Consider the following 18,386-nt stretch of genomic DNA (forward strand, 5'->3'; position numbering starts at 1 on the left):
CCCCGGAGGATGCGTGATCACCCGCCCTACCGCCTCGGCGGAGGGAAACCCGGGCACACCCCCGTGCCACCGACCCACGATGAGGGGGCGCCTCATGGACGCTTTCACCGCAGGTCTGCTGCAACGCATCAAGACCACAGAGTCCGACCTCACGAAGGCCCGCGAGACGGGCGACGACTTCCTCGCGGACGTCGAGCAGAGCGAGCTGGAGGATCTGCACCGCCTCGCGGCCGAGCACGGAGTCCACATCGGCGCCACAAGCGTCTGAGCCGCCACGAGAAGGCCCCGCGGTGCCCTGTGGGCACACGCGGGGCCTTCTTCGTCGCGGTGCCGTCCACGGCCCGCACAGCGGCTCAGTCGTGCCAGGCGCCCAGTTCCTCCAGCAAGGAGCTCAGCGGCTCGAAGACGCCCGGTGACGCGGCGACCGTCAGGCCTCCGTCGGCGGGCGCCCCCGGCCGCCCGCCGGTGAGCGCACCGGCCTCCCGCGCGATGAGGTCACCGGCCGCCAGGTCCCACGGGTGGAGGCCGCGCTCGTAGTAGCCGTCGAGGCGGCCCGCGGCGACGTCGCAGAGGTCGATCGCGGCGGAGCCGCCGCGCCGGATGTCCCGCAGCCGCGGGACCAGCACGCGCACCACGTCGGCCTGGTGCGCGCGGACGTCGGCGACGTAGTTGAAGCCGGTCGACACGAGCGCCTGGTCGAGCGGCGGGGCGGGACGGCAGCGCAGGGCTGCCCCGCCGTCGCCGAAGGCACCGCCCCGTGCGTAGGCACCGCCGCCGAGGACCGCGTGGTACGTCTCGCGGCGCATCGGGGCCTCCACCACGCCCACGACCCGCTCACCGTCCCGTTCCGCGGCGATGGACACGGCCCAGGTAGGCAGCCCGTACAGATAGTTCACGGTGCCGTCGAGCGGGTCGATCACCCAGCGGATGCCGCTGCTGCCCTCGGAACTGGCGCCCTCCTCCCCGAGGAAGCCGTCCTGGGGGCGGCGTTCGGAGAGGAAGCCGGTGATCAGCTTCTCGGCGGCGATGTCCATCTCGGTGACGACGTCCACCGGGCTGGACTTGGTCGCGGCCACCCCCAGGTCGGCGGGCCGGCCGTCGCGCAGCAGCGCGCCGGCCCGGTGGGCGGCGTCCAGGGCGAGGTCGAGCAGTTCGGACAGCAGGGGGTCGGTCACGGCGCTCCCAGGGGGATGAGGAGGTGCGGGTCGGGTCGGTGGGGCGTCACGCGTACGGGCTGTCGGCGCCCGCGGCGGCCGGCCGGGCGGCACGGGCCGGGCAGCAGCCGGCCGGGCAGAGGTCGTGGCTCGCCCCGAGGGCCCCGAGGGCGCACCTCTCCGGGTCGCGGCCCTGTTCGACGGCGGCGCGCTCCAGCACGAGGTCGCGCACCGCCGCGGCGAACCGCGGGTCGGCGCCGACGGTCGCGGACCGGCGGACCGGCAGGCCGAGCTCGGCGGCCTTCGCGGTGGCCTCGGTGTCGAGGTCGTACAGGACCTCCATGTGGTCGGAGACGAAGCCGATGGGCGCCATCACCACGGCGGGGACGCCGTCGCTGTGCAGCAGCTCCAGGTGATCGCAGATGTCGGGTTCGAGCCACGGAACGTGCGGGGCGCCGCTGCGTGACTGGTAGACGAGCTGCCAGGGGTACTCGACGCCGGTCCGCTCGCGGACGGCCTCGACGATCACCCGTGCCACGTCGAGGTGCTCGGCGACGTACGCGCCGCCGTCGCCGTGTGCCTCCGGCGGGCCGGACACATCGGCCGCAGAGGTGGGGATGGAGTGCGTGGTGAAGGCGAGGTGCGCCCCGGCCCGCACGTCCTCGGGAAGGCCGGCCAGGGAGGCGAGCACGCCGTCCACCATCGGCTCGACGAAGCCGGGGTGGTTGAAGTAGTGCCGCAGCTTGTCGACGCGCGGCACCGGCAGCCCTTCGGCCTCCAGGACGGCCAGTGACTCGGCGAGGTTCTCGCGGTACTGCCGGCAGCCGGAGTAGGAGGCGTAGGCGCTGGTCGCCAGGACGGCGATGCGACGGTGTCCTGCCTCGGCCATCTCGCGCAGGGTGTCGGTCAGGTAGGGCGCCCAGTTGCGGTTGCCCCAGTACACCGGCAGATCGAGTCCGTGATCCGCGAAGTCCTTGCGCAGGGCGTCGAGCAGGGCCCTGTTCTGGCCGTTGATCGGGCTGACGCCGCCGAACAGGAAGTAGTGCTTGCCGACCTCCTTGAGCCGCTCCTCGGGGATACCCCGGCCGCGGGTCACGTTCGCCAGGAACGGAACCACGTCGTCCGGGCCTTCGGGGCCTCCGAAGGAGAGCAGCAGCAGGGCGTCGTAGGGGGCGGGCTCGCGCAGATCGGACATGGCATCGATCCTGCCACCCGCCCCCGGCGCCGCTCCCACCGACATCCGCCCCGGACGGCGGCCGGACTCCCGCGGCCACGGCACGGCACTCCCCCGTAAGCTGTGTCGGCCACCTTCACCCCTGACACCGCGTGTGACCGCGCCGTACCGGAGTTCCCCATGCCCAGTCCCTATCGCGCGATCTTCGCCGCCCCCGGCTCCAAGGGGTTCTCCTCCGCCGGCTTCTTCGGCCGGATGCCGCTGTCCATGATGGGCATCGGCGTGGTGACCATGGTCTCCCAGCTGACCGGCCGGTACGGGCTGGCGGGCGCCCTCTCGGCGACGCTGGCGATGGCCGCGGCGGTGGTGGGGCCGCAGATTTCCAGGCTGGTCGACCGGCACGGGCAGCGCCGGGTGCTGCGCCCGGTGACCCTCGTCGCCCTGGCGGCCGTGGCCGGTCTGCTGGTCTGTGCGCAGCAGGGGCTGCCGGACTGGACGCTGTTCGTGTTCGCGGCCGGAGCCGGCTGCGTCCCCAGCGTCGGTTCGATGGTCCGGGCCCGCTGGGCGGAGATCTACCGGGGCTCCGCGCGGCAGCTCCACACCGCGTACGCGTGGGAGTCGATCGTCGACGAGGTGTGCTTCATCTTCGGCCCGATCATCTCGATCGGGCTCTCCACCGCCTGGTTCCCCGAGGCGGGCCCGCTGCTGGCCGCGGGCTTCCTCCTGGTCGGCGTCTTCTGGCTGACCGCGCAGCGGGCCACCGAGCCGGTGCCGCATCTGCACGCGCGGCACACCACGGGTTCGGCGCTGAGCTCACGCGGCCTCCAGGTGCTCGTGGTGACCTTCGTGGCGACCGGGGCGATCTTCGGGGCGGTCGACGTGGTGACGGTGGCCTTCGCGGAGGAGCGGGGCCACAAGGCCGCGGCGAGTCTCGTGCTGGCCGTGTACGCGCTGGGGTCCTGCCTCGCCGGGGCGGTCTTCGGCCTGTTGCACCTGAAGGGCAGGCCGTCCAGCCGGTGGCTGGTGGGAGTGTGTGCGATGGCCGTGAGTATGATCCCCCTCCAACTGGCCGGGAGCCTGCCGTTCCTGGCCGTGGCGCTCTTTGTCGCGGGCCTCGCCATCGCACCGACGATGGTCACCACGATGGCTCTCGTCGAACAGCACGTACCGCGCACGAGACTGACCGAGGGCATGACCTGGACCAGCACCGGGCTCGCCGTCGGTGTGGCGCTCGGCTCCTCGGCCGCCGGCTGGGTGGTCGACGCGTCCGGGGCGAAGGCGGGGTACGCGGTGCCCGCCGTGGCGGGAGCGCTCGCGGCCGCGGTGGCGTTCCTGGGGTACCGCCGGCTCAGTGGGCCGGTTCCTACGGAAGGGCGCGGGGAAGATGACCGACACCTACGCACGGACGACGACGAGCGCGTGGCGTAACTGGGCGGGGAACGTCACCGCCCGTCCGGTACGGACCGTGTCACCCGCCTCCGTGGACGAGCTGGCCGAGGAGTTGCGCAGGGCGTCCGACGACGGCCTGAAGGTGAAGGCGGTGGGCACCGGCCACTCCTTCACCGCGACCGCGGCCACCGACGGGCTGCTGATACGCCCCGATCTGCTCACCGGCATCCGGGAGATCGACCGTGCGGCGATGACGGTGACCGTCGAGGCCGGCACCCCGCTGAAGAGGCTCAACACCGCCCTGGCCCGCGAGGGCCTCTCGCTCACCAACATGGGCGACATCATGGATCAGACGGTCGCCGGGGCCACCTCCACCGGCACCCACGGCACCGGCCGCGACTCGGCGTCGATATCCGCGCAGATCCGCGCCCTGGAGCTGGTCACGGCGGACGGCACGGTGCTGACCTGTTCGCAGACCGAGAACCCGGACGTCTTCGCCGTCGCCCGGATCGGGCTCGGCGCCCTGGGCGTCATCACGGCGATCACCTTCGCCGTGGAGCCGGTCTTCCTGCTGACCGCCCGCGAGGAGCCGATGACCTTCGACAAGGTCACGACCGACTTCGATCAGCTGGTGGCCGAGAACGAACACTTCGAGTTCTACTGGTTCCCGCACACCGGCAACTGCAACACCAAGCGCAACAACCGCAGTGCCGGCCCCGCCGCTCCGCCCGGAAAGGTCAGCGGCTGGATCGAGGACGAGCTCCTCTCCAACGGGATGTTCCAGGCGGCCTGCTCGCTCGGCCGGGCGGTACCCGCCACGATCCCCTCGATCGCCAAGCTCTCCAGCCGCGCCCTGTCGGCGCGCACGTACACCGACATCCCGTACAAGGTCTTCACCAGCCCGCGCCGGGTGCGGTTCGTGGAGATGGAGTACGCCCTGCCGCGCGAGGCGGCCGTGGAGGCGCTGCGCGAGGTCAGGGCGATGGTCGAGCGCTCTCCGCTGCGGATCAGCTTCCCGGTGGAGGTGCGCACCGCCCCCGCCGACGACATCGCGCTCTCCACGGCCTCGGGCCGGGAGAGCGCGTACATCGCCGTCCACCTGTACCGGGGCACGCCCTACCAGGCGTACTTCACGGCGGTCGAGCGGATCATGACCGCCCACGGCGGCCGCCCCCACTGGGGCAAGGTCAACACCCGCGACTCCGGGTACCTGGCCGGGGTGTACCCGCGGTTCGGCGAGTTCACCGCGGTCCGGGACCGGCTGGACCCGGACCGCCTCTTCGCCAACGACTACCTGCGCCGGGTCCTGGGCGACTGATCACCGCGCTCGCTCACTGACCGCTGTCCGTGCCGGCCGGTGCGTCCTCCTGCGCCGGCGCGCTGCCCGTGCCCGTCGGGCCGGGGGTGGTGCTGCCGCCGTCTCCGGGGGCGGACGGAGACGGGGCCGGGGCGACGGAGCCGTCGCCCGCGGAGTCCGACGGGGTGGGAGTGGGCGTCGGATCCACCGTGGACTTGTCACCCCGGTCCGTTTCCGGGCTCCGGCTCTGCCCGTCCGTTCCCGGGCCGGTGCCGGGAGCCGAGCTGTCGTCCTGGCCCGGGGTCGGCTGGTCCTGGCCCGGGTCGGTGCTGCCGGACGGCGCGGGGTCGGCCGGAGCAGATCCGCGCTCGCCGCGTACGACGGAGCCCACGGTCGTTCCCCGGCCGCCGCTCAGGTCGTTGCCCGAGACCAGTTCGAACGTGGTGATCCCGGCCATCGAGACGGCGAACACCACCGCGGCCCCGAGCGCCGAGCGCTTCCAGCCGCGGATCCGGGTCCCGTGCGTGGTCGCCTGCGAGAACGCGTCGTCGCCGGCCCCGGGGGCGGTCGTGAGCGGCCGGGTTCCGTCGAGCGCCTTGATCAGCTGCGTACGGCCGGGGTCGCCGGCCGCCTTGCGCAGGACGGTGGTGGCGTCCACGGTGCGCAGGACGGTGGTGGCGTCCGCGCCCTCGGGCACGCCGTCCACCCGGCGCAGGACCGTCGTGGCGTCCAGCGCGGGCGGCACCGCGGCCGCGTCGGCGGACCCCTCGGCCTCCCGGAGGGCGACCCGTGTCTCGGGGGTCCCCCACGTGCCGTCCGCGTCCCCGGCGTCACGCGTCTGGCGCGTGTGCACGGTCACCTCGCGGCCCGGGTGCTTCACCTGGACCGTGACCTCGCGGATCTGCTCACCCGTACGGCGGAAGAAGTGCTGGAAGACCGAGCCGCCGCAGGTGGCCACGATGCTCATCACCCCGGCGCCGAGAATCGTTCCGTACACGCCCAGTTGCGAGGCCGCCACCGCCGCCGCGACCGCCGCGACCGCACTGCCCGCGACCTGGGGCAGGCTGAGATCGATCCGCCTTTCTCTGGGTTCTATGTCACTTTCCGGCTTCTGCACCATTTCCAGCCCTTGATTGACATCGCTCCCACCATGCAACAAGAAGGGACATTTGAGCGAAGCCGATAGTTCCGCTTACGGTGATTCTGTGAAGCAGGACACGCGAGGGGAACATCCGCCTCCAACTGGGTGACTCAACTCCCGTGGCTCGCGAGAACTTCGGCGGCGCGGCGGTCCACCCACATGGTCCTAATGGAGTACTGTGGCGAGCCCTGGGGCCGGACTCCCGCGTGGAAGTCCGCAACCTTCGGGAGGGGGCCGAAGGAGGCACTCGATCCGGCGGCGCCACGGCATCGCACGGGGGCCGGCTGCGCGGAGTGACCTAAGGTCACTTTGTGTTGCGCAAGAGGTCACCGTGCCACACCGGCGATCAAGGGCTCACGCCCGACACGCCGGGCAACACGGCAATGTTGTGGCAGGCTGCAGCCGGGCAGGCCACACTCGACTAGCGGAAGCAGCGACGCACGTGACGTCGGCAGGCACCACCCGGGAGGTCCCCATGCCCGAACTGCGTGTCGTGGCCGTCTCCAACGACGGCACACGACTGGTGCTCAAGGCTGCAGACAGCACGGAGTACACACTTCCGATCGACGAGCGGCTGCGAGCCGCCGTGCGCAACGACCGCGCGCGGCTCGGCCAGATCGAGATCGAGGTGGAGAGCCACCTCCGGCCCCGCGACATCCAGGCCCGGATACGAGCCGGTGCCTCGGCGGAGGAAGTCGCACAGTTCGCCGGGATCCCGGTCGACCGTGTCCGCCGCTTCGAGGGCCCCGTGCTCGCGGAGCGCGCCTTCATGGCCGAGCGCGCCCGGAAGACTCCCGTGCGCCGTCCGGGCGAGAACACCGGCCCCCAGCTCGGCGAGGCGGTGCAGGAGCGCCTCCTGCTGCGCGGCGCCGACAGGGAGACCGTCCAGTGGGACTCCTGGCGCCGCGACGACGGCACCTGGGAGGTCCTCCTGGTGTACCGGGTCGCCGGTGAGCCGCACTCGGCGAGCTGGACGTACGACGCCCCGCGCCGGCTGGTCCAGGCCGTCGACGACGAGGCGCGCTCGCTGATCGGCGAGACCGACGACGTCGCCGCGCCCGAACCCAGCTTCCCGTTCGTCCCGCGGATCGCCCGGCTGCCGCGCGACCGGCCGCTGGACCGCGCCCTGGACCGTCAGATGGAGCGCCCCGCCCCGCCTCCGGCCCCGGAGCCGGAGGAGCGCATCGGCGGGGTCACGGCGAGCGAACGCGATTCGCTCACCAGCCTCCTGGAGGCGGTACCGAGCTTCCGCGGCGACATGGTCGTGCCGGAGCGCCCCGCACCGCCGGAGCCCCCGGCCATCGAACCGGCCGCGCAGGAGCCGGAGGCCGACGACCCGCCCGCCCCGGCGGCCTCCGCGGGCGCCGGTTCCGCTTACGCGGATGTGCTGATGCCCCGCGCGGTGGCCGGCCACCGTGACCGGCTGACCGGGACGACGGACCGCCAGGCCGAGGCGGACGGCGTCCGGCCGGGCCGCCGGGCCGCGGTGCCGAGCTGGGACGAGATCGTCTTCGGCACACGCCGTAAGAAACAGGACTGAACCGGGTGATCGCCGCATGACGGGGGCCCGCACGCGCTTGCGTACGGGCCCTTGTGTGCTGTCCGGGCGGAACCCGTCGCCCCGGTTCCGGCCGACTGTCCCCTTATGGGACAGGTTCGGTTCGACTGTCCCGTTATGGATCAGATACCGCCTGGCTGTCCCGTTACAGGGGGTCGGGCCCCGTGGCGACCGGACGGGACTCGTCGGCCGACCACTCGGACCAGGAGCCCGCATAGAGAGCCGCCCGGTGTCCGGCGATCTCCAGCGCCAGCACCTCATGGGCGCCGGAGACGCCCGAGCCGCAGTAGACGCCGACGCCCGCGGTCTCCCCGTCGGCGCCCAGCCCGGCGAAGCGGGTGGCCAGCGCGCCGGCGGGCAGGAAGCGCCCGTCCGCGCCGACGTTCTCCCCCGTGGGGGCCGAGACCGCGCCGGGGATGTGCCCGCCCACCCGGTCGATCGGCTCCACATCGCCCCGGTAGCGCTCGGCGGCCCGCGCGTCGAGCAGCAGGCCCGAACGCGCCAGGGCCGCCGCGCCGTCCGCGTCCAGCAGGGGCAGCGCTCCCGGCTCGGGGACGAAGTCGCCCTCTGCGGGGACCGGGGTCTCCTTCGACAGTTCGCCGGTCCAGGCGGCGAGACCGCCGTCCAGCACCCGGACGTCCTGGTGCCCCGTCCAGCGCAGCAGCCACCAGGCGCGGGCCGCCGCCCAGCCCTGGCCGCCGTCGTACACGATCACCGAACGGTCCCGGCCGACGCCGGCGCGGCGCATCACCGCCCCGAACTCCGCGGGGTCGGGAAGCGGATGACGGCCGCCGCCGCCCGCCGGTCCGGCGAGTTCCGCGTCCAGATCGACGAAGACCGCCCCGGGGATGTGTCCGGCCTCGTAGTCGGGCAGGCCGTGGGGACCGCCCAGTTGCCAACGTACGTCCAGGAGCACCGGCGGACGTGGCCCCGCCGACTCGCTCACACATTCGGATGCGGAGATGATGGGCTTCATGGGAGCCATCCTCGCGCAGGTGCCTGCCCACCCGTAACAACGACGAAATGGTCGTACCGCACCAAACGGGATCTCGTCCGTCGAGATCGCGGAAAGTGCGGCGCGGCCGGGGCGCATCGGGCGCCGGGTGGTGCAAACATCTGCACGGGGCGTACACATCCCGTACCGCACAACGGCGCGCAGGCCCCGTTCCCCCGTAAGGCCACCACGATGGTCCGAGGAGATAGTTGACGATGACCGAGGCTGCCGCTCGGCGTACACCCGGAACACCTTGCTGGGTGAGCCTGATCGTGCACGGCCTGGACACGACCCAGAACTTCTACGCCGACCTGTTCGGCTGGGAGTTCGGACCGGGCCCGGAGCAGTTGGGCCCGTACGTCCGGGCACTGATCGACGGGAAGGAGGTCGCGGGCATCGGACAGCTGGCCCCCGACCGGCACCTCCCGATCGCCTGGACGACCTATCTGGCCACCGACGACGCCGATGTCACCGCGGAGACGATCCGTGCCTGTGGCGGCACGGTCGGCGTCGGACCGCTCGACGCGGGCGAGGCGGGCCGGATGGCCATCGCCTCCGACCCTGGCGGGGCCGTCTTCGGGATCTGGCAGGCGGCCCGGCACGGCGGCACCGCGCTGGCCGGAGCACCCGGCACACCCGTCTGGAACGAGCTGGTGACCCGGGAGACGGCGACGGTCGCCAAGTTCTACCAGGCGGTCTTCGGCTACGAGACACAGGCCGTGGTCTCGGCCGACTTCGACTACCAGACCCTGCATCTGGACGGCCGCCCGGTGGCGTCGCTGCACGGCGTCGGCCACGGTCTGCCGCGGGACCGCGGCCCGCACTGGATGACGTACTTCGAGGTCGCCGACACGGACGAGGCGGCGCAGCACGTGGTGGAGCTCGGCGGGCACATCCTCCAGCCCCCCAGGGAGGGGTCCAACGGCCGGATGGCGACGGTCGCCGATCCGGAGGGCGCGGCCTTCACGATCGTGCGGTCCGCGAGGCGCTGACGCGAGAGGGGGCCGGACGGGGGCTACGGCAGCCCCCGTCCGGCCCCGCTCACCGTTGTGCCGCGAGCCAGTCGTACCAGTGGTCCAGGCCCTCGCCGGTGGTCGCGGAGACCGTCAGCACGCGCACGTCCGGGTTCACCGAGCGTGCGTGCCGCGCGCACTGCTCGACGTCGAAGTCGACATGGGGCAGCAGATCGGCCTTGTTGATCAGGATCAGGTCGGCGGCGGCGAACATGTACGGATACTTCAGCGGCTTGTCCGTGCCCTCGGTGACCGAGATGATCACGACCTTGGCGCGCTCTCCCAGATCGAACAGGGCCGGGCACACCAGGTTGCCGACGTTCTCCACCATGAGCAGCGCGCCCTCGGCCGGGGTCAGCGCCGTGAGCGCGTCCCGCATCATCTCCGCGTCGAGGTGGCAGCCCGCCCCGGTGTTCACCTGCACCACGGCGCAGCCGGTGCGGCCGATCCGGTCGGCGTCGAGCCTGGTCTCCTGGTCGCCCTCGATGACGGCCAGCGGCCGACGGCCGCCGAGAGCGGTGATGGTGCGTTCGAGCAGGGTGGTCTTGCCCGCGCCCGGTGAGCTCATCACGTTCACGGCGGCGATGCCGCGCTGCGTCATCCAGGTGCGGTTGCGGTCCGCGAGGAGGTCGTTCTTGGCGAGCACCTTCTGCTCGATGGTGACGGTCTCGCCCGCGTCGTCCGGCCGATGTCCTCCGTGCGGACGAGGGTGCGGATGCGGATGTGCGTGGCCGGGTTCGTCGTCCTCCCGCAGCATCGTGATCCTGGTCCCGCCGGACTCCTCGGAGCAACCGCAGGTGCCGCACATGGTTCAGCCCACTCTCATGGAAACGATCTGCAGTTCCTGTCCCGATGTGATCTCCACATCCGCGCTGCCGCAGGGACACAGCAGAATCAGGTCGGTCAGGGTGAATTCGACAGCGCAGGTACGGCAGCGGCCGGCACCGGGCGGCTGCTCGATCTCCAGCTCGGCCCCCTCTGCGGCCGTCCCCTCGGTGACCAGGCCGAAGCAGAACCGCATCGATTCGGGCACCACGGCGGTGAGCGCACCGACGCGGACGCGGACCGTGCGGACGGGGCGCCCCTCGGCGCGTTCGCACACCGAGTCGACGACGCTCTGTGTGATGGCCAGCTCGTGCACCGGTGCCTCGTCCTCCCTGGGGTGGCTCCGACCGTAGGACCGCGGCGGCCCCGGCCGGCGCCCGACCGGACCGGTGCCCGGCCGGATCACCCGAGCGGTCCACGGCGTGCGGTCATTCGGCCCCCGGGAATGGGGCGTGCCGTGCGTTCGCCGTGTTGCCGGTCCGCCCGAATCGAGGCGTGATGGTAGCAATGTGCGCGTACCCGTCCGTGGGGGCAGATGGCCGTGGGCCGTCATCCTGAAAGGCGGCACTTCCATGCCGACAGAGGAAGCGGTAAAAGCTGAGGACACCCTGATCCACGTTCTGTGGATCAACGCGGGACTGAGCTGCGACGGCGATTCCGTTTCGCTGACCGCCGCCACTCAGCCGAGCATCGAGGAAATCGCGCTCGGCGCCCTGCCAGGACTTCCGAGGATCGCCGTCCACTGGCCGCTCATCGATTTCGAGTGCGGCCCCAACGGCGGCGCCGATGACTTCCTCGAGTGGTTCTTCAAGGCCGACCGCGGAGAGCTGGAACCGTTCGTCCTGGTCGTCGAGGGGTCCATTCCGAACGAGCAGTTGCACGACGAGGGGTACTGGTGCGGATTCGGCAACGATCCCGCCACCGGTCAGCCGATGACCACCAGCGAGTGGCTCGACCGGCTGACCCCGAAGGCCACCGCGGTCGTCGCGGTCGGCACCTGTGCGACGTACGGCGGCATCCACGCGATGGCGGGCAACCCGACCGGCGCGATGGGGGTGCCCGACTACCTGGGCTGGGACTGGAAGTCCAAGGCCGGGATCCCGATCGTGTGCGTCCCGGGGTGTCCGATCCAGCCGGACAACCTGTCGGAGACGCTCACCTACCTGCTCTACATGGCCACCGACCAGGCGCCGATGATCCCGCTCGACGACGCGCTGCGGCCGACGTGGCTGTTCGGTTCGACGGTCCACGAGGGCTGTGACCGGGCCGGGTACTACGAGCAGGCCGACTTCGCGACGGAGTACGGCTCACCCAAGTGCATCGTCAAGCTGGGCTGCTGGGGCCCGACGGTCAAGTGCAACGTGCCCAAGCGGGGCTGGATGAACGGCATCGGCGGCTGCCCCAACGTCGGGGGCATCTGCATCGGCTGCACCATGCCGGGGTTCCCGGACAAGTTCATGCCGTTCATGGACGAGCCTCCGGGCGGCAAGCTCTCGACCAACGCGGTCGGGCTGTACGGGTCGACGATGCGGCGGCTGCGCCGCATCACCACGCACACCCTGGACCGCGAACCGAAATGGCGTAAGCCCGGCACGGAACTCACGACCGGCGCCGCACGCACCTGGTAAGTGACCGCGCACATCACGCAACGGACAGAAAGATGAGGCGGCGTACATGACCGCGACGCAGCACAAGGGTGCCCGGGGAGGCCGGGGAAAGAACGACCTGGTCGAAATGGCGTGGGACCCCATCACCCGGATCGTCGGCAGCCTGGGCATCTACACGAAGATCGACTTCAAGCAGAAGGTGGTCGCCGAGTGCCACAGCACCAGCTCCATCTTCCGCGGCTATTCGGTCTTCATGAAGGGAAAGGACCCGCGGGACGCGCACTTCATCACGAGCCGCATCTGCGGAATCTGCGGTGACAACCACGCCACGTGTTCCTGTTACGCGCAGAACATGGCGTACGGGGTGAAGCCGCCGCACCTCGGTGAATGGATCGTGAATCTCGGCGAGGCCGCGGAGTACATGTTCGACCACAACATCTTCCAGGAGAACCTGGTCGGGGTCGACTACTGCGAGAAGATGGTCGCGGAGACCAACCCCGGGGTGCTGGAGCAGGCCAACCGCACCCCCTCCCCGCACGCCGACGACCACGGGTACAGGACGATCGGCGACATCATGCGGTCGCTGAACCCGTTCACCGGCGAGTTCTACCGCGAGGCGCTCCAGGTCAGCCGGATGACCCGGGAGATGTTCTGCCTGATGGAGGGGCGGCACGTCCACCCCTCCACGCTGTATCCCGGCGGCGTCGGCACCGTGGCGACCATCCAGCTGATGACGGACTACATCACCCGGCTCCAGCGGTACGTCGAGTTCATGAAGAAGGTCGTGCCGATGCACGACGACCTCTTCGACTTCTTCTACGAAGCCCTGCCGGGGTACGAGCAGGTCGGCAACCGGCGCATCCTGCTGGGCTGCTGGGGCTCCTTCCAGGACCCGGACCACTGCAACTTCGAGTACAAGGACATGACCGACTGGGGACGGAAGATGTACGTCACCCCCGGTGTCGTCGTCGACGGGAAGCTCGTCACCACCGACCTGGTGAAGATCAATCTCGGCATCCGCATCCTGCTCGGTTCGTCGTACTACAACGACTGGGACGAGCAGGAGACCTTCGTCTCCCACGACCCGCTCGGCAACCCGGTCGACCGGCGCCATCCGTGGAACCAGCACACCAACCCGCAGCCGCAGAAGCGGGACCTGGACGACAAGTACAGCTGGGTCATGTCGCCGCGGTGGTTCGACGGCAAGGACTACCTGGCGCTCGACACCGGCGGCGGACCGCTCGCGCGGCTGTGGACCACCGCGCTGGCCGGCCTGGTCGACATCGGCTACATCCAGGCCACCGGCCACAGCGTCAGGATCAACCTCCCCAAGACCGCGCTCAAGGGGCCGGTGGAGCTGGAGTGGCACGTCCCCAAGTGGAGCAACACCATCGAGCGCAACCGGGCGCGCAGCTACTTCCAGGCCTACGCGGCCGCCTGTGCCCTCCACTTCGCGGAGAAGGCGCTCGCGGAGATCAGGTCGGGGAACACCAAGACCTGGGAGAAGTTCGAGGTGCCGGAGGAGGGTGTGGGCTGCGGGTTCACCGAGGCGGTGCGCGGTGTGCTCTCCCACCACATGGTGATCCGGGACGGCAAGATCGCCAACTACCATCCGTATCCGCCGACTCCGTGGAACGCGAGTCCTCGTGACACGTACGGCACGCCGGGTCCCTACGAGGACGCCGTGCAGGGCCAGCCGATCTTCGAGGAGAACGACCGGGAGAACTTCAAGGGCATCGACATCATGCGCACGGTGCGCAGCTTCGACCCCTGTCTGCCCTGCGGTGTGCACATGTATCTCGGCGAGGGCAAGAAGCTGGAACTGCTGCACTCCCCCACCCAGTCCGCGGGCAGCGAGTGAGGGCGCGGGAGGAGGAGCCCCCGCCGGCGCCGGACTGGCGGACGACCGGTGACCGCATCGACACCCTGATCGCCGCCAGCGGCTCGGGCGGCGCGGTCGCCCGTGAGCGCAGCGAGGAACTGGTCCGGCTGGTCGTCGACTTCTACGGGGCCGGTCTCGAGCGGCTGCTCGACCTCGTGCACGAGCAGGGGCGGCTGGACGACGGCGTCCTGGCGGCCCTGGCCGGCGACGATCTGGTGGCCAGTGTCCTGCTGGTGCACGGGCTGCACCCGTACGGCGTGGAGACCCGGGTCGAGCGGGCGCTGGAGAGTGTGCGGCCGTACCTGGGTTCGCACGGCGGTGATGTGGAGCTGCTCGCCGTCACCGAAGAGGGCACCGTCCGGCTGCGGTTGCTGGGCAGCTGCGACGGCTGCCCGTCGTCCTCGGTCACGCTCAAGCTGGCCGTGCAGGGTGCGGTGGAGGCGGCGGCTCCGGAGATCACCTCGATCGAGGTCGAGACCGCGGCCGAGCAGGAGTCCGGGGCGCCGGGGCCGCTGGTTCCGGTGGACTCGCTCTTCTCCCGGCTGCACACGGATGCCGGAGCGGCCCCGGTCGACGGCGCCTCCTGGGAGGCCGTCCCCGAGCTGTCGGAACTTGAGTCCGGCGCCGTGGCCCGGGTGGAGGCCGGCCGGATCCCGGTGGTGGTCTGCCGGGTGGGTGCGGATCTCTTCGCCTTCGAGGACCGGTGCGCACGCTGCGAGCGGCCGTTCGAGGGCGCCGCACTGGCTCGGCGGCTGGGCGGTGGCGCGGGGGACGCGATCCTGCGCTGCGCCGGCTGCAAGGCCCACTACGACGTGCGGCGGGCGGGTGTCTGCCTCGACGAGGACGGTGCGCACCTGGCCCCGCTGCCGCTGCTGTCGGACGGCGGCGAGGTCTGCGTGTCGGTGCCCGCGGCGGTGGCGCCGTGATCGCGGCCGGCCGTTCCGCGTCCCCGGCGTCCACGCTGCTGCGCCTCAGCCGCGACCGGCCGACGCCGGCCGCCGGGGAGCGCTGCGAGATGTGTGCGGAGCCGATCGGCGAGAGCCACTCCCATGTGGTGAACCTCGACAGCCGGGCCCTGATGTGCGGCTGCCGGGCCTGTTATCTGCTGTTCACCGACGAGGGGGCGCAGCTGCGCTACCGGGCGGTTCCCGAGCGCTATCTGCACTTCGCCGGGCTGACCGTGGACGGGCGTGCCTGGGACGAGTTGCAGATTCCGGTCGGGCTCGCCTTCCTGTTCCGCAATTCGGTCCAGGACCGCATGGTCGCGTTCTATCCGGGTCCGGCCGGGGCCACCGAGTCGGAACTGCCGCTGGACGCCTGGGAGGCGGTCGTCGAGTCGAGCCCGGAGCTGGCCGGGCTGCGCCCCGATGTCGAGGCCCTGCTGATCCGGCGCACTCCGGAGAGCGGCGGTTCGTGCCATCTGGTGCCGATCGACGCCTGTTACGAGCTGGTGGGGCAACTGCGCACGCTGTGGCGCGGCTTCGACGGCGGCTCCGAGGCACGCGCCGCGACGGACGCCTTCTTCGCCCGGGTCACGGAGCGCAGCCGGCCGGCCGCGGGGATCGGGGCGCCGTGAACGACTTCGCGTTCTCCGTGCTCGACGTCTTCGCCGAGCCGTACGCGGCAGCGCCGCAGCTGACGGCGCGGCTGCGGATCGAGGAGCGGACGGGCCGGCGGATCCACGCCGTCGCGCTGCACTGCCAGGTCCGCATCGAGCCGCAGCGACGCCACTACGACGACGCCGAACAGAGCGGCCTGCACGCCCTGTTCGGCGGGCGGGAGCGCTGGACCGACACGCTGAAGCCGTTCCAGTGGATGAGCTGCGACACCACGGTGCAGGGGTTCAGCGGGGCCACCGAGGTGGACCTCGCGCTGCCCTGTACGTACGACTTCGACGTGATCGGCTCCCGCTATCTGCACGCCCTGGGAGAGGGGTCGGTCCCGCTCGCCCTGATGTTCTCCGGCACGGTCTTCACCCGGGGCAGCAAGGGCTTCGGGGTCGAGCAGGTGCCGTGGGACTGCGAGGCCCGCCACGCCATGCCGGTCCAGGTGTGGCGGGACATGGTGGCGGCGCACTTCCCGAGCACCGGCTGGATCAGGCTGGACCACGAGGTGCTGGCGCGCTTCGCGGACTTCCGGGCCCGGCGCGGGCTGATCAGCTGGGACGAGACGGTCCAGGCCCTGCTGGCCGAGCACGACGAGGTGGTCCCGCGATGAGCCCCGACCCGATGTGTGCGCGAGAGGTGGTCCTGTGAGCCTTGACCAGGTGCGTTCGATCGCCGACGCCGTCCTGTACGAGGGGTACCTGCTCTACCCGTACCGCGCGAGCTCGCACAAGAACCGCTCGCGCTGGCAGTTCGGGGTCCTCGGCCCGCCGAACGCCACGGCGGCGAGTTTCGGCGAGCAGCCGGGGATGGAGACGCAGTGCCTGCTGGCACCGCACGACGGCCCGGCGGCGGTCACCGTGCATCTGCGTTTCCTCCAGCTCCAGGTCCGCGAGGTGCGGAGCCGGGGCGCGGACGGGGTGGAGACCCCGGTCGACCAGCTCACCGTCGACGGGGTCCCGGTGCTGTCCTGGGACGAGGCGGTCGAGCGGGAAGTCGTGCTGGCCGCGCTGCCGTTGGGTGAGCCGACGGAGACCGTCCACGCGGTCCCCGGCGGTGAGGACAGCGAGCCGGTCACCGACGCGCGGGGCGCGGTGGTGGGCCGGATCGTGCGGCGGCGGCTGCCGTTGGCGGTCCGTATCCGTACGGAGGCCGTCGTGGACGACGGTTACGTACGCCTCTCGGTGGCGGTGCGCAACGAGCACCCGGAGCCGGCGGACACCAAGGACGCCGCGATCCGGGCCTCGCTGATCGGTGCGCATCTGCTGCTGCGGGCGCATGACGCCGGGTTCGTCTCGCTGCTCGAACCGCCCGCCGGGGCGGTGGGCGCAGCCGGGCGCTGCCGGCAGAGCAGGTGCTGGCCCGTGCTCGCCGGTCCGAAGGGGACGACGGACATCCTGCTCGGTGCGCCGATCATCCTGTACGACTACCCGGAGGTCGCCGAGCAGAGCCCTGGCGCCCTGTTCGACTCGACCGAGATCGACGAGATCCTGACCCTCCGGGTGATGACCATGACGGAGGCGGAGAAGGCGGAGGCGCGGGCCACCGACCCTCGGGCCAGGGAGATCATCGACCGCTGCGACGGGATGTCGCCCGCCGGCCTCCAGCAGTTGCACGGCTTGCTGCGCGACCCGCACCGGCCGCGGCCCGCGGCTCCCGTGGAGCCGGCGCCGGACGTGCGGGACGTGGAGCCCGCCGCCTTCGACACCGCGGGCGCCCCCTGGTGGGATCCGGCGGCCGATGCGTCGGTGCGGCCGGGGAGCGACGCGGTGGTGATCGACGGGGTCCGGGTGGCCAAGGACAGCCTGGTCCGCGTCCATCCGTCCCGGCGCGCCGACGCGCAGGACCTGTTCTTCGCCGGCCAGGTGGCCCGGGTGACCGCGGTGCTCTCGGACGTGGACGGCGGCACGCACGTCGCCCTGGTCCTCGTCGACGACCCGGCATCGGACCTGCACGACTGGTACGGCCGTTACTTCTACTTCGCACCCGACGAGCTGACACCGCTGACCGTCGAGGAGACGGCGCGGCACCGAGAGGAGAACCGATCGTGAAGATCCTGGGCATCATCACCGCCGGCGTGGCGGCGGCCGTGGCGCTGGTCGCCGTGGGCGTCGGCATCAAGTCGATTCCGGACGTCCGCCGCTATCTGCGCATCCGCTCGATGTGAGCCGCCGGTCCCGATGACGAGAACGGCGAGGGAGACGGGGGCGGTCGAGGAGACGGGCACGGCCGCGCGGGTCCTGGTGGCCGGCATCGGCAATCTGTTCCTCGGTGACGACGGCTTCGGTCCGGAGGCGGTCCGCCGACTGGCCCGCGACGGCGGACTGCCGCCAGGGGTACGGGTGGTGGACTACGGCATCCGCGGCATGCACCTCGCCTACGACCTGCTGGACGGGTACGACGCGCTGGTGCTGGTCGACGCCTACCCGGGTGGCGGAGCGCCCGGGGAGCTGACGGTGCTGCGCATCGGCGCGGAGGACCTCGGTACGGGTGAATTCGATGCCCATGGGATGAATCCGGTCGCTGTCCTTGCAAACCTGGATCAATTGGGCGGTACTCTTCCGCTCACTTACCTCGTCGGCTGCACACCCGCCGGAGTCGAGGAGGGCATCGGGCTCAGCGAAGCCGTCGAGAGCGCGGTGCCCGAGGCCGTCCAGACCGTGCACACCCTGGTCCGGCAGCTCGTGCCGGCCGGACCAGCCCTACCGAACACATCCGTGAAGAGCGCCGAACCCCGGAGATCCTGAT

Annotated in this window: 19 protein-coding genes; 13 read left to right on the forward strand and 6 right to left on the reverse strand. The window is 71.5% G+C overall.

The annotated features are described in order from the left end of the window. Positions 1-94: 94 nt before the first annotated feature. Positions 95-268 carry a hypothetical protein gene (locus ACIO3R_RS28595; RefSeq protein ID WP_362966737.1) on the forward strand — a complete coding sequence of 58 codons (174 nt, stop codon included), beginning with the start codon at positions 95-97 and terminating at the stop codon, positions 266-268. Between the two features lie 85 nt (positions 269-353). Here the strand turns inward: ACIO3R_RS28595 and ACIO3R_RS28600 are convergent, their stop codons facing one another. Both ACIO3R_RS28600 and ACIO3R_RS28605 read right to left on the reverse strand, forming a co-directional pair. Further along, the gene (locus ACIO3R_RS28600; RefSeq protein ID WP_402109825.1) at positions 354-1,175 is read right to left on the reverse strand and encodes an inositol monophosphatase family protein; all 822 of its coding nucleotides are present in this window, start codon (positions 1,173-1,175) and stop codon (positions 354-356) included. 46 nt (positions 1,176-1,221) lie between these two features. Continuing rightward, the gene (locus ACIO3R_RS28605) at positions 1,222-2,349 is read right to left on the reverse strand and encodes a ferrochelatase (protein ID WP_402109828.1); all 1,128 of its coding nucleotides are present in this window, start codon (positions 2,347-2,349) and stop codon (positions 1,222-1,224) included. A 159-nt stretch (positions 2,350-2,508) separates the two neighbouring features. Between ACIO3R_RS28605 and ACIO3R_RS28610 the strand changes: the two genes are divergently transcribed. Together ACIO3R_RS28610 and ACIO3R_RS28615 are read left to right on the forward strand one after the other, a co-directional pair. Beyond that, positions 2,509-3,756 carry an MFS transporter gene (locus ACIO3R_RS28610; protein WP_402109831.1) on the forward strand — a complete coding sequence of 416 codons (1,248 nt, stop codon included), beginning with the start codon at positions 2,509-2,511 and terminating at the stop codon, positions 3,754-3,756. Next, positions 3,713-5,035, forward strand: a complete 1,323-nt coding sequence (locus ACIO3R_RS28615; RefSeq protein WP_385036535.1) for a D-arabinono-1,4-lactone oxidase — start codon at positions 3,713-3,715, stop codon at positions 5,033-5,035. Before ACIO3R_RS28610 ends, ACIO3R_RS28615 begins: the two co-directional genes overlap by 44 nt. A gap of 13 nt (positions 5,036-5,048) precedes the next feature. Here ACIO3R_RS28615 and ACIO3R_RS28620 read toward each other — a convergent pair whose 3' ends face one another. Further along, complete coding sequence (locus ACIO3R_RS28620) at positions 5,049-6,134, reverse strand: hypothetical protein (protein ID WP_402109834.1); 1,086 nt, start codon at positions 6,132-6,134, stop codon at positions 5,049-5,051. A gap of 496 nt (positions 6,135-6,630) precedes the next feature. On the opposite strand from ACIO3R_RS28620, the gene sepH reads away from it, so the two are divergent. Next, positions 6,631-7,695, forward strand: a complete 1,065-nt coding sequence (sepH, locus tag ACIO3R_RS28625; protein ID WP_385351656.1) for a septation protein SepH — start codon at positions 6,631-6,633, stop codon at positions 7,693-7,695. Positions 7,696-7,858: 163 nt separating this feature from the next. Here the strand turns inward: sepH and ACIO3R_RS28630 are convergent, their stop codons facing one another. After that, positions 7,859-8,689 carry a sulfurtransferase gene (locus ACIO3R_RS28630; RefSeq protein WP_402109836.1) on the reverse strand — a complete coding sequence of 277 codons (831 nt, stop codon included), beginning with the start codon at positions 8,687-8,689 and terminating at the stop codon, positions 7,859-7,861. A 233-nt stretch (positions 8,690-8,922) separates the two neighbouring features. Between ACIO3R_RS28630 and ACIO3R_RS28635 the strand changes: the two genes are divergently transcribed. Then, positions 8,923-9,699 carry a VOC family protein gene (locus ACIO3R_RS28635; protein ID WP_402109839.1) on the forward strand — a complete coding sequence of 259 codons (777 nt, stop codon included), beginning with the start codon at positions 8,923-8,925 and terminating at the stop codon, positions 9,697-9,699. A gap of 49 nt (positions 9,700-9,748) precedes the next feature. Here ACIO3R_RS28635 and hypB read toward each other — a convergent pair whose 3' ends face one another. Together hypB and ACIO3R_RS28645 are read right to left on the reverse strand one after the other, a co-directional pair. Beyond that, entirely contained in the window at positions 9,749-10,477 is a 729-nt protein-coding gene (gene hypB / locus ACIO3R_RS28640) for a hydrogenase nickel incorporation protein HypB (protein WP_402109841.1), read from the reverse strand. A gap of 54 nt (positions 10,478-10,531) precedes the next feature. After that, complete coding sequence (locus tag ACIO3R_RS28645) at positions 10,532-10,861, reverse strand: hydrogenase maturation nickel metallochaperone HypA (protein WP_385030243.1); 330 nt, start codon at positions 10,859-10,861, stop codon at positions 10,532-10,534. 256 nt (positions 10,862-11,117) lie between these two features. Between ACIO3R_RS28645 and ACIO3R_RS28650 the strand changes: the two genes are divergently transcribed. The 8 genes from ACIO3R_RS28650 to ACIO3R_RS28685 are packed head-to-tail and all read left to right on the forward strand — an operon-like array spanning position 11,118 to position 18,385. Then, positions 11,118-12,173, forward strand: a complete 1,056-nt coding sequence (locus ACIO3R_RS28650) for a hydrogenase expression protein HypE (protein WP_385030246.1) — start codon at positions 11,118-11,120, stop codon at positions 12,171-12,173. Between the two features lie 46 nt (positions 12,174-12,219). Continuing rightward, complete coding sequence (locus ACIO3R_RS28655) at positions 12,220-14,013, forward strand: nickel-dependent hydrogenase large subunit (RefSeq protein ID WP_385030249.1); 1,794 nt, start codon at positions 12,220-12,222, stop codon at positions 14,011-14,013. Further along, a complete protein-coding gene (locus ACIO3R_RS28660; protein WP_385030252.1) occupies positions 14,010-14,960 on the forward strand; it encodes a NifU family protein in 951 nt (316 codons plus the stop codon). Before ACIO3R_RS28655 ends, ACIO3R_RS28660 begins: the two co-directional genes overlap by 4 nt. Then, positions 14,957-15,610, forward strand: coding sequence for a DUF5947 family protein (locus ACIO3R_RS28665; protein WP_385030255.1), 654 nt, complete (start codon positions 14,957-14,959; stop codon positions 15,608-15,610). The genes ACIO3R_RS28660 and ACIO3R_RS28665 overlap by 4 nt, the downstream gene beginning before the upstream one ends. Next, the gene (locus ACIO3R_RS28670) at positions 15,607-16,251 is read left to right on the forward strand and encodes a DUF6084 family protein (RefSeq protein ID WP_385030258.1); all 645 of its coding nucleotides are present in this window, start codon (positions 15,607-15,609) and stop codon (positions 16,249-16,251) included. Before ACIO3R_RS28665 ends, ACIO3R_RS28670 begins: the two co-directional genes overlap by 4 nt. Positions 16,252-16,285: 34 nt before the next feature. Then, positions 16,286-17,689 (forward strand): hypothetical protein, encoded by a 1,404-nt coding sequence (locus tag ACIO3R_RS28675; RefSeq protein WP_385030261.1) that lies wholly within the window; start codon positions 16,286-16,288, stop codon positions 17,687-17,689. After that, entirely contained in the window at positions 17,686-17,805 is a 120-nt protein-coding gene (locus ACIO3R_RS28680) for a DUF6893 family small protein (protein WP_385030265.1), read from the forward strand. Before ACIO3R_RS28675 ends, ACIO3R_RS28680 begins: the two co-directional genes overlap by 4 nt. A 13-nt stretch (positions 17,806-17,818) precedes the next feature. Beyond that, positions 17,819-18,385: a hydrogenase maturation protease gene (locus tag ACIO3R_RS28685; RefSeq protein ID WP_385030268.1), complete on the forward strand. Its 567-nt coding sequence runs from the start codon at positions 17,819-17,821 to the stop codon at positions 18,383-18,385. Position 18,386: the final 1 nt, after the last annotated feature.

The sequence above is a fragment of the Streptomyces sp. NPDC087428 genome, from assembly GCF_044744085.1.
Lineage (GTDB): Bacteria > Actinomycetota > Actinomycetes > Streptomycetales > Streptomycetaceae > Streptomyces.

Coding starts and splice junctions, on each gene's coding strand:
- ACIO3R_RS28630 (WP_402109836.1), bottom strand. CDS start 8,689: ATGAAGCCCATCATCTCCGCATCCGAATGTGTGAGCGAGTCGGCGGGG.
- ACIO3R_RS28615 (WP_385036535.1), top strand. CDS start 3,713: ATGACCGACACCTACGCACGGACGACGACGAGCGCGTGGCGTAACTGG.
- ACIO3R_RS28620 (WP_402109834.1), bottom strand. CDS start 6,134: ATGGTGCAGAAGCCGGAAAGTGACATAGAACCCAGAGAAAGGCGGATC.
- ACIO3R_RS28635 (WP_402109839.1), top strand. CDS start 8,923: ATGACCGAGGCTGCCGCTCGGCGTACACCCGGAACACCTTGCTGGGTG.
- ACIO3R_RS28685 (WP_385030268.1), top strand. CDS start 17,819: ATGACGAGAACGGCGAGGGAGACGGGGGCGGTCGAGGAGACGGGCACG.
- ACIO3R_RS28605 (WP_402109828.1), bottom strand. CDS start 2,349: ATGTCCGATCTGCGCGAGCCCGCCCCCTACGACGCCCTGCTGCTGCTC.
- ACIO3R_RS28655 (WP_385030249.1), top strand. CDS start 12,220: ATGACCGCGACGCAGCACAAGGGTGCCCGGGGAGGCCGGGGAAAGAAC.
- ACIO3R_RS28610 (WP_402109831.1), top strand. CDS start 2,509: ATGCCCAGTCCCTATCGCGCGATCTTCGCCGCCCCCGGCTCCAAGGGG.
- hypB (WP_402109841.1), bottom strand. CDS start 10,477: ATGCTGCGGGAGGACGACGAACCCGGCCACGCACATCCGCATCCGCAC.
- ACIO3R_RS28650 (WP_385030246.1), top strand. CDS start 11,118: ATGCCGACAGAGGAAGCGGTAAAAGCTGAGGACACCCTGATCCACGTT.
- ACIO3R_RS28595 (WP_362966737.1), top strand. CDS start 95: ATGGACGCTTTCACCGCAGGTCTGCTGCAACGCATCAAGACCACAGAG.
- sepH (WP_385351656.1), top strand. CDS start 6,631: ATGCCCGAACTGCGTGTCGTGGCCGTCTCCAACGACGGCACACGACTG.